Genomic DNA, 15,681 nt, shown 5'->3' with positions numbered 1-15,681 from the left:
CTCAATGCTTAATCTTCTGTAATGAACTTACTATGTTTGAAAGCAATGACGAGAAACAGGGCAAAAGCGATAAGGAGGATGGTTCCGCCTACGATGAAGAAAATGGTGCTGAATGTTTCCAGTCCCGGAATCGGATTGGTGTAGTATAACCACATACCGAGGGTCAGTCCGAAAACCCCGATAAAAGAACTCCATACATGAGCGGTTGCCAGCTTGGAATCTTTCGGTATCGGAAACACTTTATAAAACATGGCGAAAGCGAATAGCGATAGCCACCCGACCACAAGAATGTGGGCGTGAATCGCTGTGAGTTGTAACCCACCGCCTCCGGCCATGTGAGAGCCGATGAATGCACCGATGAATGCATAAACGGCTGAAGTTTTTACTAGAAAACGTGTACGATCCATGGATTTCACTCCTTCCTGCTTGTCCATTATACAGAATTTCGAAGGTAGAAAAATATAGAAACACAAATTGTTGAAAAGTTCTCAAGAAGTTGGCATTCTTTTTTCCTTCCGATACGATAGAGGGAGGAGGGGATAAGATGGAACGAAGAATCGAAGTGCTATGTGAAGAATTGAAGAATCAGAAGATGGATGCGAGCTTCATCAATACGAAAGAAAACTTTTTTTACCTGACCGGGTTTTTGACGGATCCACATGAGCGGCTGCTTGGATTGCTGGTCTTTCCGAATAAAGAGACAGTTGCGGTTCTGCCGGCGATGGAAAAAGCGCAACTGGAAGAGGCCGGATTTCATGGAACAATTGTAGCTTATGAAGACCATGAAGATCCGTGGAAGAAACTGAAAGGACATTTACAAGGCGTACATACAATCGGGATTGAAGAGGAACACCTTTCTTACGGACGTGCGAAAAGTCTTTTGGCACTCCTCGAGGATCATCAGGTGAAAGATGTAACGGATATATTGAATCGTCAGCGTGTGATCAAAGATGAGAAAGAGATCGAAATGATGAGGGAGGCCGCTGCCCTTGCAGATGAAGGGGTGGAAGCCGGAGTCGCTGCCCTTTCGGAAGGGGTCACGGAAATGGAAGTTCTGGCGACCATCGAGTTTGAGATGAAGAAACGGGGCGTCCGTGAAATGTCATTTTCCACGATGGTGCTTTTCGGGGAAAAAGCCGGCCATCCCCACGGAAATCCAGGAGACCGCATTCTGAAAAAAGGGGATCTTGTACTATTCGATCTCGGGGTCGTCTGGAAAGGGTATACGTCTGATATTACGAGAACCGTCGCTTTCGGTGAAGTGGATGCCAAGCAGCGGGAAATCTATGAAACGGTGAGAAGTGCTGAAGAGGCTTCGTTGAAGTTGAGCAAGCCGGGGACACGGATCGGAAACCTTGACCAGGTAGCAAGAGACATCATCACGGAAGCAGGCTACGGGGATTATTTCCCTCACCGGATCGGGCACGGGCTCGGAATCAACGTTCACGAGTTTCCATCGATGAGTCATTTAAATGATGACGTGTTACAGGTAGGAATGACGTATACGATTGAACCGGGAATCTATGACCCTGCTGTCGGCGGTGTGCGGATTGAAGATGATGTGCTGGTGACAGAAGATGGCTATGAAACATTGACGAAAACGACGAAAGAATTGCGGATAATTGAAAAATGATAAGTGAGGAACCGGTACGAGCTATTGTGGAGCTTGTACCGGTTCTTTTTGAATGGTTGTGAACCGTTCGATTATGAAGGGGTCTTTCCGAGCGGTTCATTTATATAGAAATAAACCGTTCAAGGGTGCCGTTTTTGTTCCGAACGGTTCAATAGAAAAGAAATGGACCGTTCAGAGCTGGAAGCAAATGACTGAGTAGTTCATTTGCTGAAAAAAGGGTTAGACTAGAGCTTCTAAACGGGATGTCTTCGCTTTTCACTTCTACATCTCAAGTCGTAGATAAAGATATGTCTCCGGCTCATTACCGAAAACGCCGCTTCTCTGTAACATAGTAGTTGAAGGAGGAGATGATATGAAACAATTTCTGTTGTTCGTAGGGGCACTGGCAGCCGTTGCCATAGTCCTTGCAAGTCTAGGACCGATGATTATGCTTGCGATCGGTGTGTGGCTGCTGTATCTCGTGTTCAAGCAGTTCGTCAAGACGGACTCGACGGGAGCTAAGATCGGCTGGGCGATTGTCGGGCTGATTGTGCTCAGCATCATTACCCCGAATCTCCCTGCGCTGATCGGCATAGCTGCTTTATACGGGTTGTATCTGATCTATAAGCATTGGAAAAAGGAAGAACCGGAAGTTTCTGATGACCCATTCACCAATTTCGAGAAACAGTGGAAAGAACTACAATAAGGAGGAGTTACTGATGACTAACGTTTTTACACGAATGAAAGATTCTATTACTGCTGATATGCATGAAGTACTTGATAAGAAAGAACAGAAGAATCCGATGGCTCTCCTCAATCAGTACCTGAGAGAAAGTGAAAAAGAGACGGAGAACGTGCGCAAGCTCATTGAACGTCAGTACAAGCTGAAGGAAGAGTTTGTAAGAGAATATGAAGAGGCTCGTGCGATGGCAGACAAGCGCAGTCACCAGGCGACGGTAGCGGAGAATGCGGGGGAAATGGAAATGATGGAATTCGCCCTGATGGAGAAAGAAGCCTATACCAATCGCGCAGAACGTCTGCTACAATCAAAGCAGGAATCCGACGGTCAACTGCAGGAACTTGAACGCAAATATGAAGAAATGAAGCATAAACTGAAAGATATGCATGTGAAACGCATGGAACTGATGGGGCGCGAGAATATCGCCAAAGCTCATCACCGGATCACTCGGGTTTCGGAAGATGCGGCAGATAAGCCTTACAGCCGATTCTCCGAGCTCGATCGTCACATGGAAAAGCTTGAACAGCAGATTCATCGTTCCTATCAGCAATCCACGTTTGATAGTGAGATGGCGAAGCTGGAGAAACGACAATAACAGACTCTCTCCCGTGTCAGGTGGCGCGGGAGAAGGATGTGTATAAGGGGGGAGCCACGATGTTTGATAAAATAGGGACCGATACGATCAACAAACTATTGCTTGTTCTCGTCGTATTTCTTGCGGCCGAAATCATCTTTTTCGACGGCGGCAACCTGTTTTCCTTACTGATCAGTGGACTCCTCGTTTATTTTGGACACCGCTCCTATGAACGCACATCGGGAAAAGTGATGTTCTGGATCGGTCTCGTCTCTCTTATCATGACGATTCTGAGTATGGCGATTGTCCGCTTTCTTCTGTTTCTATTTCTCGTACTTTTCCTCTATAACTATTTCCAGTCAGGCAAACGCACGGACTCGCCTTCTTTTCCGGAATCCCCTCCCCAGCCTCCGGAAGAACCGGTCTTATCCTCGAAAGTATGGGGTGATGAATCTACTCCGCAGGCCTATGCGTGGAACGACATTAATATCCACGGGGGTGTAGGAGATAAGACGATCGATTTGAGTCGGACGGTTTTACCGGATAAAGCCCTCATCTCTATCAGACATCTGGTAGGGAATATCACGATCTATGTCCCTTATGATACCGAGATCGCGGTTGACCACAGCTCTGTGATCGGAAGGGCGACGATATTCGATTACGGTAAGAAAGAGTTGTGGAATCAGAATATTCATTATCAGACCGAACATTATGGCGCGGAGTCCCCGAGTGTGCGCATCGTCACTTCCGTTTTCTCCGGGGATGTCGAGGTGAAGCGCATATGAAAAAAACCATTCTTTTGCATACTCTGCTCTTTCTTATGTTTTCAATTTTCCTTATGGGACTCACCCTTTTCATATTCCCTCCGGAGAAATGGTCGCTTCTTTATACAGAAGAGGTACTTGATATTCCGTTCGTTCTTGTGCCAGTCATAGTCGCGCTTATTCTTGGGATCGGTACCGGTATTGCCCAGGGTCTCCAGGAGAAACAGAGGCAAAAAGCTCTCTACCAGCATCTGGACTCTCTTGTACAAGGTGTTCCTATCGGCTCCGGAACGAAGGAGGACCTCGGGGAGGATCTCACCGGGAGACTTTCGGCCATCGGAGAGAAAATGGAGAGACAGACAGAACTTTCGCGCAAGCAGGCTTCCGAACGTGCGGAAGAGAGGGAGAAAAGCCTTCAGGAAGTGGTGGCCCAGGAAAGGAGTCGTCTGGCGCGGGAATTGCATGATTCCGTCAGCCAGCAGCTCTTTGCCGCTTCGATGATGATGTCCGCCATCAATGAGCAACAGGAGGAGAACCGTCAATTGAAGATGGTAGAGAAGATGATCCACCAGTCTCAGCTTGAGATGAGGGCCCTGCTCCTTCATCTGCGACCGGTTCCGCTTAAAGGGAAAACATTGAGAGAAGGGACGGAAGAACTCCTTGAAGAGTTGACGCAGAAAGTCCCGCTTCATGTCGAAAAGAAGCTCGAAGACGTAGGTTTGGAAAAAGGGATAGAAGACCAGCTGTTCCGGATTCTGCAAGAGTCTGTGTCCAATACGCTCAGGCATGCGGAGGCTGAGAAGCTCAGCGTGCAACTTCTTCACAGAGACGGGTTCATCCTTCTTCGTATCGAGGATGACGGAAAAGGTTTCGACGCGGAAGGAACGGCTTCCAATTCTTATGGGCTCGACAATATGAAGGAACGCGCATTTGAAATCGGCGGGGTGCTGAAAGTGGTGAGTGTGAAAGGCAACGGGACGAGGATTGAAGTGAAAGTACCTTATACCAAAGGGGGAGAAGTCGATGATTCGAGTACTGTTCGCGGATGATCATGAGATGGTGAGAATAGGGGTGTCCGCTTATCTCTCAGCACAGCCGGATATCGAAGTCATCGCAGAAGCGGATGACGGGAAGGAAGCAGTACAGAAAGCGCTTGAGGAGAAGCCGGACATCATTCTCATGGATCTCGTCATGGAAGAGATGGACGGAATCGAAGCGACGGAGCGGATTATCATGGAATGGCCGGAAGCGAAGATCATTATCGTGACGAGCTTCATCGATGATGAAAAAGTATACCCTGCACTCGAAGCTGGAGCCGTCAGCTACCTTTTGAAAACGTCGAAAGCAGACGAAATCGCTGAGGCGATCCGTGCGACGCATGGGGGGCAATCGATTCTCGAGCCGGAAGTGACCGGGAAGCTTATGAATAAAATGAGAAACGATCCGCTCCATGAGCAGCTTACCAATAGGGAGAAAGAAATCCTCATGCTGATGGCAGAAGGGAAGACGAATCAGGAAATCGCCGATCAGCTGTTCATCGCTTTGAAGACCGTCAAAGTACATGTCAGTAATATCCTCGGGAAGCTTGAAGTGCACGACCGCACCCAGGCGGTAGTTTATGCTTTCAAACATCACTTAATCAAGTGAGGGAATTTCTGATAAACTAAGAGCAGTACATAATTCAACCAGGAGGTATCGATGATGAAATGGACGAATCAACTAGCCAGTCACCTGAACTGGTCCGGAGACATTTCCAATAAAGAAGAGAAGCAGCAGGTAGCCGATCAGGTGGCCGGAAAGGTCAGAGACGGAGACGTTATAGGAATCGGGTCAGGTTCTACCGCCTTTCTTGCCCTGCAGGCAATTGTCCAACGTGTAAAAGAAGAAGGGATCGACGTCAAAGGAATCCCGACTTCCAAAGAAGCGGAATTGAATTGTTCCGTATTAGGGTTGCCGACTACGACACTCATCGATTCCAAACCTGACTGGGGCTTTGATGGAGCCGATGAAGTCGATGGAGAGTATCGTCTCATCAAAGGTCGAGGCGGCGCCATGCTCCGGGAGAAATTGGTGATGGCAAGTGCCGAAAAGACTTATATCCTTGTAGATCAAAGCAAAATCGTAACTCGTCTCGGGGAGAAATTCGCTGTACCGGTGGAAGTCGATGCGAGAGCGATTCACCTCGTAGAAAGTAAATTGGAAGCATTCTCCGGAGTGACGGATATCAAGATGCGTATGGCCGAGAAGAAAGACGGTCCTGTCATCACGGAAGGCGGGCACGTCATTTTGGATGTGACATTCGATAATATAGATGCCGATGCAGAAAAGGATCTCAAAGGAATTCCGGGCGTCGTAGAGACGGGTCTGTTCGCCGGGTATCCGATCGAAATTCTTTCCGTGTGACCCTCCCTTTCCCTTTACAAACATGTTACAATGGTGCTGACTGTGTAATATTTTGAAATGTAGAGGGAGAAAATGAGACTACTATTAATAGGACTATTTTTATTGTTGGGCGGCTGTTCATTTATGGCAGATGCCGGTGAGAAGGATGGCATACAGACGGTGAAAGCCAATGATTATGAGGATTATGATGCGAACATAGAGACAAAAATAGAAATGTTCGATGACTTGTCGATCGTCATGCACTACCCGGAAACACCGAACGATCAGGTCGATCAGACCGTGCTTGATTATTTGAACGGAAAACGTTCTGTATTTAAAAAGGAAAGCTATCAACGTGTCCAGAAGAACGGTATTTCTGCTTTGCAGGAACTGCATGTCGATTATGAAATCGTCTATGAGGACCCGGATACGTATGTTATTAAATTCAAGGAAACGGAAACATGGGGAAAGAATCGAAAAGAGACGGATGAAACGTATCTTCACTTCAATAAATCGAATGGCAAACGCTTAACTCTTTCTCACTTTCTGAAAGAGAAGAAGGCGCGGGAAACTTCAGAGAATGTGGGAGAAGCCATTTCCGATGAGAGATTCGGAGATTTCCTTTACAAAGGAGACAGTCTGACGCTCTTTCCTGGAGAAGAAGAGGAAACCCGGATAGATAAATCGGAGCACCCCGACTGGTTCAAGGAAAAGTTTCGGAAACAATTCGTGATGCGGGGGGGAGCGACTGATTCTTCAGAACAGCTGAAGACGGACCTTCCTGAAACGAAGCCTGTAACGGAACAGACCGTTTCTGATTTTCCCGTCATCGTGATGGGCGGTCCTCATCCGGAACGCACGGAACAGCTTCTCCAGATTTTAGAGAAGCATGATCAGCAAGCGATGTTCTACCTTTCGGGGAACCGTGCAGAGCGTTACCCGGAGCAGGTAAAAGCCATTAAAGAGCGTGGCCACGAGATTGTATCCCATACGTGGAATCACCGAATTCCGGAACGTATGTCTGTACAGGAACAGGAAAACCATCAGAAGCGCTCTGTCAGGACGCTTGCTTCCATCACGGACCAGGAAGAAATATTTGTAGATACAGGGAAGATAAGTCCTGAACAAGCATTGATCAATCGTGCCAATTGGAAAGATGAACCGTTTGAATGGGTGGTGGATCAGGTGCGTCAGGATGCTAAGGCCAGAGGGTATCTTGTTGTCAGTGATTTGAATGATAAATCACCGAAAGTACTTGAAGAGCTTTTGCCGCGCATCGAAGAGTAAGAAGTGAAATATTTTAAGGACATTCAGGTTCCGATCGTATGATGCGATCGGAACTTTTTTCGTTTCCTGGATTTACGTGATGATTTCATAGGTGCTGAAGGAAAAAGTGTCTCATAACCTTCCGTATGCGAGTGGAGCTGACCAATCGACTTATGACTGAGGTTTCTAAACGGGGTGATTATACATTTAGGTGATATCCAGTACCGTTATCCAGAAACGCATGTCTTAAGCAGTGATTTCTTTTTCAGGAAAGTGCACCTGAAAAGAGAAACCCCTGCTTAAGCCAGGGTTTCTAAGCGGGATGACTATACATTCAAGTGATACTTTATAAAGGTGCCCCATTTGTCGAATTCGACGAGGAAGCCGTCGTGGCCGAATTCGGTTTCAACGTGGTAATGGGTTGTTTTACGAGGGAGAAGGCTGAATTCTTCCATCAATTCTTTCGGGTAGACGAGATCTTTTTCAAAGCTGACCGTATAGATGTCTGCCTTGTACTGATCAGCGACTTCTTCGAGTGTGCCCCGTCCTCTGGTTATATCATGATGATTCATCGCTTCGAGCAAGTACAGATAGCTGTTGGCATCGAAGCGTTTTTTGATTTTTTTGCCCTGGTAATCGAGGTAGGACTGAATGTGATAATTCTCGTCGTTCTGGCCGCGGTTGAATCGCTGCTGGAACAGAGAGCTGCTGCGATAGGTAACCATGCCCGTCATTCTTGCGATTTCAAAGCCGTCCAGTTCTTCATTGGAATCGTACGCTCCTCCATTCCAGTTCGGATCACGCTTGATAGCTTCCGCTCCGATATGATTGAACGCTATCCCGTAATCACTTAGGAAAGGGGTGGAAGCAAGCATGAAAAGGTTATCCATCGTGTCCGGATACAGGAGCCCCCATTCGTACACTTGCATGCCGCCGAGCGAACCACCGATCACAGCGTGAAGATGATCGATGCCGAGAACTTCCAATGCGCGTTTTTGAGCTCGGACCATGTCTCGTATAGTGATGGTAGGAAAATCAAGGCAGTAAGCTTCTCCGGTTTCCGGGTTCGTGCTCGCCGGACCGGTAGACCCGTGGCATCCCCCGAGAACATTGAACGTGATCGTTTGATAATCTTCTTCCGGGATCAGTCCTTCTTTCCCGAAGAGCCCGCTCCACCAGCCTGGCTCTTCTTCGGTTCCGACCGTGAACTGATTTCCGGTCAGCGCATGACAGATAAGGAGAAGAGGCGCTTCTGTGTTGCCGAAGTGTTCATAGGCAAGCGTCACTTCAGGAAGTGTTTCTCCTGATTCACACGTGAAAGCTCCTATGGAAATTTCTTTGTAGCTGGTTTCACATCGTTGGATACGATTGACGGACATGCTTTTCCCTCCATACGTTAGTCTCTTGATCGTCCTTCTAGAACATGAACTCTGCATCAGGCGGCGGAGGGAGACGAACCTATAAGAAAAGCCCTCTTCTTAAAGGATAAGAAGAGGGCTGATTATGTATCATATACCTCCTCTTATCTCTCAGATCTCTTTAAGATCTGTAGGACTTGGCACCTTTTCAAACCGATGTTTGAAGGTTGCCGGGCTTCACAGGGCCTATTCCCTCAGCCGCTCTTGATAAGAGTTGAACGAACTATTCAATTTAATCTTAATCCAAATTATAACGACCGAACCCCGGTATGTCAAACAATTTTCAGACAATTATCTTTATGTTTTAAGGCGAAAGGGACAGGGAAGTAATTACAGTAGCCAATCAAAGAAGAGGAGTGAATCAACTATGGTAAAAGAATATAGTGTAGTACAGAACAAAGAAGGAGACGGCTGGTTCGTAAAAATCGAAGACGTCGCTCCAACGGAAATTTTCGAAGATCGTGACTCTGCTGTCGAAGAAGCGGAAAAGATAGCGAAGAAGAATTCTCCGAGTAAAGTACTTATTCTCGACCAGGAGAGAAACGTAGAAGAAGAAAGAAATTTTTAATCACCTATTAGAAGAAAGCTGGAGGCCCGTCCTTCAGCTTTTTTTTAATGGATGAATCTATTCCGTTTCTAACAATTTTCAGAAATCATATTGTAATCTATTTGCAATCATGCTACGATACATACAATGAATCTATGCAAACGCATTCACATCACTGTTGTCGAAAATTAAGAGGTTCCCTGATGGAAGAGGGAATTATTTATTAAAAGTTTTTGCAAACGAATGCACAAACTTTTTGTCGGTATCATCTATTTTTTTTAGCTGAATGTGTAAGCGGATTCAACTCTTACCTATATCAGAAGGAGTGTATGGAATGAAAAAGAAGAAGTTTTACTCGGGTATTGCGACGGCTCTTTTGGCTTCAAGTGTTCTGGCGGGTTGCTCATTCGGTTCCGGAGAAGAATCGAGCGGCGGCGATAGCAACGGAGGAGACGAAGGTAGCGGCGATGCAGTCACTGTAGATGTTTTTCAGTTCAAAGTTGAATTCAAAGATCAATTCGAAGAACTTGTGACAATGTATGAAGACGAGAATCCGGACGTCAATATTAACGTCAAGACAGTCGGTGGCGGTAACGATTATGGTGCTTCTTTGAAAACATCCTTCTCTTCAGGGGAAGAGCCTGACATATTCAACGTCGGTGGTCCGACAGATGTTGATGAATACGAACAATACTTAGCGGATGTTTCTGATACGGATGCAGCAAATGCGGCGCTGGATGGAACATTGACAAGCGTTAGTCGTGACGACAAAGTTCTCGGCCTTCCGTTCAACCAGGAAGGGTATGGACTGCTTTATAACAAAAAGATTTTTGAAGAAGCAGGCATCGATGCTTCCTCTATCGAAACGATGGAAGACTTGAAAGCGGCAGTAGAAAAGCTTGATTCTCAGAAAGGTGAGCTTGGAATCGAAGCGCCATTCGCTTTCCCTGCCAAGGAAAAGTGGGTAATGGGGAACCACCTGGCGAACGCTTATCTTGCAGATGAGTTCAACCATGACGTGATGGAAGCTTACCAGGCAGACACTGTAGAATTCGCGATGGGTGATCAGATGAAAGAATTCACGGATCTTCAAAGTGAATACTCTGTTCAGCCGGTACTCAGCCTCGACTACTCCCAACAGGTAGAAGAACACTTTTCTCTTGGGAATGTGGCAATGATCCAACAGGGGAACTGGGTATATAATACAATCGCTTCCATGGATCAGGATTTCGCACAGAACAACGTAGGACTTCTTCCGATTCCGGTTGAAGGATACGAAGGAAGTATTCCGGTCGGCGTACCGAACTACTGGGTTGTAAACAAAGAATCTGAAGACGAGGTCGTACAGGCTTCTAAAGACTTCCTCGATTGGATGTACACATCTGAAAAAGGTAAGAAGTTCGTAACGGAAGAATTCAAGTTCATCCCGGCTTACGAAGGTTATGAAGATCAGGAAATCGCAGATCCTATTTCCAAAGAAATCTATGAGTATGCCAATGAAGGCAATACGCTCGGTTGGGTCTTCCTTGGAGCACCGACTGCCTGGACAGAAGACGCTCTTGGTGTAGCTATGCAGGAATACCTTGCAGGTAATATTACTTGGGAAGAAGTGGAACAGCAGGCTACCACGGCTTGGGAAGAAGCAAGACAGTAATCAAGAGGGAATATCTTGGCTTCTGAAAATTGCAGAAAGAAATGGAAAGCAGCGTTATCCGCTGAGAGAAGATTCAATCAAGACACCGACAAAGAGCGCTGATCATGGCGCTCTTGTTGGTTAATCAGACGACAGGAGAGCTTTGAAAGTTTGGGAGGAGATTACTTATGAAAAACAGGAGTCTTTCATTTTGGCTCTTTTTGACACCCGTGATCCTCGGCCTTGGAATTGTCGTAGTCATTCCATTCATCTATGGATTCTTCTATTCCTTCACGGATTGGAATGGGATTACGGCGAACAATTTCATCGGCTTTGAAAACTACATAAATCTGTTCCAGGAAGATGAGTTCATGAACTCGATCTGGTTCACGATCAAATTTGCTGTAGTTACCGTGTTACTACTGAATGTCTTCGGGCTCGGGCTTGCCCTGCTCGTGACGAGAAATATGAAGACGAATAACCTGATGCGTACCATCTTCTTCATGCCGAACCTGATCGGTGGTCTGATCCTGGGCTTCATCTGGCAGTTCATCTTCGTTTCGGTATTCGGCGATGTGGCAGGAATCACAGGAATCGAGGGTCTGAACGGTTGGCTGTCGACGACGAACACCGGGTTCTGGGGTCTCGTTATTCTCACCGCCTGGCAGATGGCCGGTTATATCATGATCATTTATATCGCTTATCTTGAGAACGTACCGAAAGAATTGATCGAGGCGTCGAAGATCGATGGTGCCAATGCCATGCAGCGATTCAAAAATGTCATTTTCCCACTGGTAGCACCGGCTTTCACCGTCAGTATGTTCCTGACGCTGTCGATGTCGTTCAAGATCTACGACCAGAACTTATCCCTTACGAACGGGGGACCTTTCAACTCCACCCAGATGGTGGCTATGGAAATCGTCCGTACCGCCTTCAGCGATAACCAGATGGCGTATGCCCAGTCGAAAGCGGTTATTTTCTTCCTGATTGTTGCCGTCATTGCTCTGACGCAAGTGTATTACAACAAGAAACGTGAGGTGGATGTCTGATGGCTAAAGATAACGAGAAACGTAATACCAGACTCCTGGAGATCTTCGGGATTCTGCTGGCGCTCTTATGGCTGTCCCCGTTCTACCTGATGATCGTAAACGCCTTCAAAACGAAGCGAGGCATTTTCGAAGGGGTTCTCGGCTTTCCTTCTGCATTTACCTTTGAGAATTTCGTCAATGCATTCATCGAATTGGAGTTTCTGAAGTCGCTGTTCAACTCGGTTCTGATTACCGGACTGAGTATTTTGATCATCATTCTGTTCTCCTCGATGGCAGGGTACGCACTTGCCAGAAACAAGAGTAAACTATCGGGCGTCATTTTTTTCATCTTTGTGGCAGCCATGCTGATTCCGTTCCAATCTGTTATGATTCCATTAGTAGCCCTTTTTGGTCAGGCACAGATGCTTAACGCAGCAGGACTTATTTTCATGTACCTCGGATTCGGATGTAGTCTATCGATTTTCCTTTACCACGGAGCGATGACAGGGATATCCCAGTCTTTGGATGAAGCTGCAATCATTGATGGAGCGAACCGTTTTCAGACGTTCTGGCACATCATTTTCCCGCTTCTGAAGCCGATTTCCGTAACGGTTGCAATTCTGAACACGATCTGGATCTGGAACGACTACCTGCTTCCGTCGCTTGTGTTGAGTGAAGCGAATGCGACGATTCCGCTGAAGATGTTCTATTTCTTCGGTCAGTATACGAAGCAGTGGCACCTGGCACTTGCCGGTCTTACCATCGCGATCATCCCGGTCATTATCGGATACTTCTTCGCTCAGAAGCAGATCATCGACGGTGTTTCCGAGGGTGCTGTGAAATAGAAAGGAGTTTGACGAATGTCTGTGACTATAAAAGATGTAGCAAAGGAGGCGAATGTCGCTCCTTCGACAGTGTCGCGCGTCATTGCGGATAGCCCCCGTATCAGTCCTGCGACAAAGAAAAAAGTGCGCAAAGTGATGGAAGAGATGGGGTACTACATGAACTACAATGCCCGTGTCCTTGTCAGTCAGACGACACAGACGATCGGCGTAGTGATGAAGCACTCGAGTTCCCATTCCTTCGATAACCCGTTTTTCTCAGAATTATTGAGTGGTATAAGCAAAGCCTGTCAGGAAAATGACTACAGTCTCAATTTAACGACAGGGGAATCGGAAGAAGCTATTTTCCAGGATGTCGTTAAAATGGTCCAGGGAAAGCGGGTTGACGGTATCGTCGTTCTTTATTCGAAAGAGGATGACAAGGTGGTACCTTATCTCATGCAACAGAACTTTCCATTCGTCATGATCGGAAAACCTCTCGTCGACGCTTCGAATGTTATGTATGTAGATAATGACAACGTCCAGGCTTCGAATGAAGCGACGGACTACCTGATCCAACTCGGACACGAACGGATCGGCATCGTAGGTGGAGAAGCGGATTTTGAAGTGACTAAAGCCCGTATCGAAGGGTATGAAAAAGCACTTGCCACTCACGGGTGCGAATCGAGAGAAGAATATGTCAAATACAGGCGCGACGGGAGTTATGAGAGTACATCGATTGTGCAGGAGCTTTTGGAACTTCCGGAACCTCCGACAGCCCTCGTCGTCATGGATGATTTTCATGCTCTTTCTGTCATTACTTCACTTAAAGAAGCTGGGGTAGATGTCCCAGAAGAGATGAGCATCATCAGTTTTAACAATACCATCGTTTCCAGGTTGTCGAGCCCGGCGCTGACCACGGTCGATACCAATGCAGATCAGCTCGGTTATTACTCTGCAGAAACCCTCGTAGAAAAACTGAAGAAACCGGACATGTTGAAGAGAAGTCTGGTCATCCCGACCAACATCATAGAACGACAATCCTGCACGGAACGCAGTAAAATTTTTTGAGGAAAGGTGCAACCGTTTTCGCTTAACGTTGCACAGAAAGGGGTAGACGTATGAATGTACTAGTATGGAATGAATTCCGTCATGAAAAAGAAAACCCGGTCGTCTCCGATATTTATCCGGAGGGGATTCACGGAGCGGTCGCCGATTTTTTGAAAAAAGACGGCCACAACGTAACTACCGCTACACTTGATGAAGAAGAGCACGGTCTCACGGAAGAAGTTCTCGACAACACGGACGTTCTCGTATGGTGGGGACACAAAGCTCATGAGGAAGTCGAAGAGGAAATCGCTGAACGAGTGAAGCAGAAGGTCCTTGATGGAATGGGGCTGGTAGTTCTTCATTCTGCACACTTTTCGAAAGTCTTCAAGAAACTGATGGGCACAGGTTGTGACCTTAAGTGGCGTGAGGCGGACGACAAGGAGCGGATGTGGAACATAGATCCGACGCACCCGATTGCAGAGGGAATCGGACAGTATTTCGACATCGAAAAAGAGGAAATGTACGGCGAGCACTTCGATATTCCTGCACCGGATGAGCTTATTTTCTTAAGCTGGTTCGAAGGTGGCGAAGTCTTCCGCAGCGGTGCAACCTTCAAGCGCGGAAACGGAAAGATCTTCTACTTCCGTCCGGGTCATGAAACGTACCCTACGTACTATCATGAAGACGTGCAGAAAGTGATTCAGAACGGTGTGAGATGGGCGAAGAATACGAATGGACCGAAGCATCAGTACGGTAATGCCCAACCACTTGAGCACATTTCCGAGAAGTGACATAAAGAAGGGAGAAGAGAAACGATGACTTTGAAAGCAGCAATCATCGGTTGTGGCAGTATTGCCCAGAACCGTCACCTGATCGAATATCGGAACAATGAAGAAACGGAAATCACGGCCGTTTGCGATATCGTCGAAGAACGTGCGGCGATTGCCGGACAGATTTACGGTGCCAAGACGTATACGGATTACGAAGATCTTCTGAACAAAGAAGAGGTCGATGTCGTAAGCGTTTGCCTTCCGAACTACCTGCATGCTCCTGTATCTATCGCAGCACTTGAAACAGGTGCGCACGTATTATGTGAAAAACCGATGGCTACGAGTTCCGAAGAAGCGGATCGTATGATCGAAGCGGCAGAGAAGAGTGGGAAGAAGCTGATGATCGCGCATAATCAGCGTTTCGTGAAATCCCATGTAAAAGCCCGTGAGATTATTGAATCCGGGGAAATCGGCAAAGTATACAGTTTCCGCACGACATTCGGTCACGGAGGCCCGGAAGGCTGGAGTGCCGACGGAGCGGATAGCTGGTTCTTCAAAAAAGACGAGGCGTTCATCGGCGCAATGGGAGACCTCGGCGTCCACAAAGCTGACCTTATCCGCTATATCCTCGGGGAAGAATTTACCGATGTAGCCGGTTTCGTTGAGAACAACGCGAAAGAAAATATTACCGTAGACGATAATGCTGTGTGCATGCTTCGCTCGGAGTCAGGTATTCTCGGTACCCTTACAGCCAGTTGGGCATACAACACGACGGAAGACAACTCTACAGTCATTTACGGTGAAAAAGGGATGCTCCGTCTTGAAGATGATCCTGATTATTCTCTTGTCGCAACATTCACGAATGGAGATGTCGTGAATTACAAACTTGGAAAAATCCAGTCCAATGAAGAAGGCGGACAGACGAATACAGGCGTCATCGATCATTTTGTAGAAAGCGTCCTGAATGATCAGACACCGCTGATCGACGGATATGAAGGGAAGAAATCGCTGGAGATTATTCTGGGAGCTCTTCAATCCGGAGAAACGCGTGAAATCCAGTCGTTGAAGAAGGGATAA

17 protein-coding genes and 1 riboswitch are annotated in these 15,681 nt (G+C 47.0%); of the genes, 15 read left to right on the top strand and 2 right to left on the bottom strand.

Features of this window, described 5'->3' with window-relative positions; all coding sequences use genetic code 11:
• Window positions 1-8: 8 nt before the first annotated feature.
• Entirely contained in the window at window positions 9-407 is a 399-nt protein-coding gene (locus BLQ44_RS07595; protein ID WP_093193298.1) for a hypothetical protein, read from the bottom strand.
• Between the two features lie 137 nt (window positions 408-544).
• On the opposite strand from BLQ44_RS07595, the gene BLQ44_RS07590 reads away from it, so the two are divergent.
• From BLQ44_RS07590 to BLQ44_RS07555, 8 genes are all read left to right on the top strand, one after another.
• A complete protein-coding gene (locus BLQ44_RS07590) occupies window positions 545-1,633 on the top strand; it encodes a M24 family metallopeptidase (RefSeq protein WP_093193297.1) in 1,089 nt (362 codons plus the stop codon).
• Between the two features lie 352 nt (window positions 1,634-1,985).
• Window positions 1,986-2,318 carry a lmo0954 family membrane protein gene (locus BLQ44_RS07585; RefSeq protein ID WP_093193296.1) on the top strand — a complete coding sequence of 111 codons (333 nt, stop codon included), beginning with the start codon at window positions 1,986-1,988 and terminating at the stop codon, window positions 2,316-2,318.
• A 13-nt stretch (window positions 2,319-2,331) separates the two neighbouring features.
• The gene (locus BLQ44_RS07580) at window positions 2,332-2,946 is read left to right on the top strand and encodes a PspA/IM30 family protein (protein WP_093193295.1); all 615 of its coding nucleotides are present in this window, start codon (window positions 2,332-2,334) and stop codon (window positions 2,944-2,946) included.
• A gap of 59 nt (window positions 2,947-3,005) precedes the next feature.
• Entirely contained in the window at window positions 3,006-3,710 is a 705-nt protein-coding gene (gene liaF, locus BLQ44_RS07575; RefSeq protein WP_093193294.1) for a cell wall-active antibiotics response protein LiaF, read from the top strand.
• Window positions 3,707-4,738 (top strand): sensor histidine kinase, encoded by a 1,032-nt coding sequence (locus tag BLQ44_RS07570; protein ID WP_093193293.1) that lies wholly within the window; start codon window positions 3,707-3,709, stop codon window positions 4,736-4,738. Before liaF ends, BLQ44_RS07570 begins: the two co-directional genes overlap by 4 nt.
• A complete protein-coding gene (locus tag BLQ44_RS07565) occupies window positions 4,713-5,336 on the top strand; it encodes a response regulator transcription factor (RefSeq protein WP_093193292.1) in 624 nt (207 codons plus the stop codon). Before BLQ44_RS07570 ends, BLQ44_RS07565 begins: the two co-directional genes overlap by 26 nt.
• A gap of 51 nt (window positions 5,337-5,387) precedes the next feature.
• Window positions 5,388-6,092 carry a ribose 5-phosphate isomerase A gene (rpiA, locus tag BLQ44_RS07560; RefSeq protein WP_245688128.1) on the top strand — a complete coding sequence of 235 codons (705 nt, stop codon included), beginning with the start codon at window positions 5,388-5,390 and terminating at the stop codon, window positions 6,090-6,092.
• 72 nt (window positions 6,093-6,164) lie between these two features.
• Window positions 6,165-7,358, top strand: a complete 1,194-nt coding sequence (locus BLQ44_RS07555; RefSeq protein WP_093193290.1) for a polysaccharide deacetylase family protein — start codon at window positions 6,165-6,167, stop codon at window positions 7,356-7,358.
• Between the two features lie 305 nt (window positions 7,359-7,663).
• Here the strand turns inward: BLQ44_RS07555 and metX are convergent, their stop codons facing one another.
• Window positions 7,664-8,716: a homoserine O-acetyltransferase MetX gene (gene metX / locus BLQ44_RS07550; protein ID WP_176757468.1), complete on the bottom strand. Its 1,053-nt coding sequence runs from the start codon at window positions 8,714-8,716 to the stop codon at window positions 7,664-7,666.
• A gap of 140 nt (window positions 8,717-8,856) precedes the next feature.
• Window positions 8,857-8,969: riboswitch (SAM riboswitch) on the bottom strand.
• Between the two features lie 153 nt (window positions 8,970-9,122).
• Here metX and BLQ44_RS07545 point away from each other — a divergent pair.
• The 7 genes from BLQ44_RS07545 (at window position 9,123) to BLQ44_RS07515 (ending at window position 15,681) form a co-directional block, all read left to right on the top strand.
• The gene (locus tag BLQ44_RS07545; protein WP_093193288.1) at window positions 9,123-9,323 is read left to right on the top strand and encodes a DUF2188 domain-containing protein; all 201 of its coding nucleotides are present in this window, start codon (window positions 9,123-9,125) and stop codon (window positions 9,321-9,323) included.
• A gap of 313 nt (window positions 9,324-9,636) precedes the next feature.
• The gene (locus tag BLQ44_RS07540) at window positions 9,637-10,956 is read left to right on the top strand and encodes an ABC transporter substrate-binding protein (RefSeq protein ID WP_093193287.1); all 1,320 of its coding nucleotides are present in this window, start codon (window positions 9,637-9,639) and stop codon (window positions 10,954-10,956) included.
• Window positions 10,957-11,123: 167 nt separating this feature from the next.
• A complete protein-coding gene (locus BLQ44_RS07535; protein ID WP_093193286.1) occupies window positions 11,124-11,984 on the top strand; it encodes a carbohydrate ABC transporter permease in 861 nt (286 codons plus the stop codon).
• Window positions 11,984-12,808 carry a carbohydrate ABC transporter permease gene (locus BLQ44_RS07530; RefSeq protein WP_093193285.1) on the top strand — a complete coding sequence of 275 codons (825 nt, stop codon included), beginning with the start codon at window positions 11,984-11,986 and terminating at the stop codon, window positions 12,806-12,808. Before BLQ44_RS07535 ends, BLQ44_RS07530 begins: the two co-directional genes overlap by 1 nt.
• A 15-nt stretch (window positions 12,809-12,823) precedes the next feature.
• Window positions 12,824-13,855: a LacI family DNA-binding transcriptional regulator gene (locus tag BLQ44_RS07525; RefSeq protein ID WP_093193284.1), complete on the top strand. Its 1,032-nt coding sequence runs from the start codon at window positions 12,824-12,826 to the stop codon at window positions 13,853-13,855.
• A 50-nt stretch (window positions 13,856-13,905) separates the two neighbouring features.
• Complete coding sequence (locus BLQ44_RS07520) at window positions 13,906-14,625, top strand: ThuA domain-containing protein (RefSeq protein WP_093193283.1); 720 nt, start codon at window positions 13,906-13,908, stop codon at window positions 14,623-14,625.
• Window positions 14,626-14,649: 24 nt separating this feature from the next.
• The gene (locus tag BLQ44_RS07515) at window positions 14,650-15,681 is read left to right on the top strand and encodes a Gfo/Idh/MocA family protein (RefSeq protein ID WP_093193282.1); all 1,032 of its coding nucleotides are present in this window, start codon (window positions 14,650-14,652) and stop codon (window positions 15,679-15,681) included.

The organism is Salimicrobium halophilum, from assembly GCF_900100295.1.
Lineage (GTDB): Bacteria > Bacillota > Bacilli > Bacillales > Halobacillaceae > Salimicrobium > Salimicrobium halophilum.
This window is presented reverse-complemented; position numbering and strand designations above follow the sequence as displayed.

Excerpts from the sequence above, each read along its gene's own strand:
- BLQ44_RS07540 (WP_093193287.1), top strand. The coding sequence starts at position 9,637 with ATGAAAAAGAAGAAGTTTTACTCGGGTATTGCGACGGCTCTTTTGGCT.
- rpiA (WP_245688128.1), top strand. The coding sequence starts at position 5,388 with ATGATGAAATGGACGAATCAACTAGCCAGTCACCTGAACTGGTCCGGA.
- BLQ44_RS07565 (WP_093193292.1), top strand. The coding sequence starts at position 4,713 with ATGATTCGAGTACTGTTCGCGGATGATCATGAGATGGTGAGAATAGGG.
- BLQ44_RS07555 (WP_093193290.1), top strand. The coding sequence starts at position 6,165 with ATGAGACTACTATTAATAGGACTATTTTTATTGTTGGGCGGCTGTTCA.
- BLQ44_RS07515 (WP_093193282.1), top strand. The coding sequence starts at position 14,650 with ATGACTTTGAAAGCAGCAATCATCGGTTGTGGCAGTATTGCCCAGAAC.
- BLQ44_RS07580 (WP_093193295.1), top strand. The coding sequence starts at position 2,332 with ATGACTAACGTTTTTACACGAATGAAAGATTCTATTACTGCTGATATG.
- BLQ44_RS07530 (WP_093193285.1), top strand. The coding sequence starts at position 11,984 with ATGGCTAAAGATAACGAGAAACGTAATACCAGACTCCTGGAGATCTTC.
- BLQ44_RS07570 (WP_093193293.1), top strand. The coding sequence starts at position 3,707 with ATGAAAAAAACCATTCTTTTGCATACTCTGCTCTTTCTTATGTTTTCA.
- BLQ44_RS07590 (WP_093193297.1), top strand. The coding sequence starts at position 545 with ATGGAACGAAGAATCGAAGTGCTATGTGAAGAATTGAAGAATCAGAAG.
- BLQ44_RS07545 (WP_093193288.1), top strand. The coding sequence starts at position 9,123 with ATGGTAAAAGAATATAGTGTAGTACAGAACAAAGAAGGAGACGGCTGG.
- BLQ44_RS07535 (WP_093193286.1), top strand. The coding sequence starts at position 11,124 with ATGAAAAACAGGAGTCTTTCATTTTGGCTCTTTTTGACACCCGTGATC.
- metX (WP_176757468.1), bottom strand. The coding sequence starts at position 8,716 with ATGTCCGTCAATCGTATCCAACGATGTGAAACCAGCTACAAAGAAATT.
- liaF (WP_093193294.1), top strand. The coding sequence starts at position 3,006 with ATGTTTGATAAAATAGGGACCGATACGATCAACAAACTATTGCTTGTT.
- BLQ44_RS07520 (WP_093193283.1), top strand. The coding sequence starts at position 13,906 with ATGAATGTACTAGTATGGAATGAATTCCGTCATGAAAAAGAAAACCCG.
- BLQ44_RS07585 (WP_093193296.1), top strand. The coding sequence starts at position 1,986 with ATGAAACAATTTCTGTTGTTCGTAGGGGCACTGGCAGCCGTTGCCATA.
- BLQ44_RS07595 (WP_093193298.1), bottom strand. The coding sequence starts at position 407 with ATGGATCGTACACGTTTTCTAGTAAAAACTTCAGCCGTTTATGCATTC.
- BLQ44_RS07525 (WP_093193284.1), top strand. The coding sequence starts at position 12,824 with ATGTCTGTGACTATAAAAGATGTAGCAAAGGAGGCGAATGTCGCTCCT.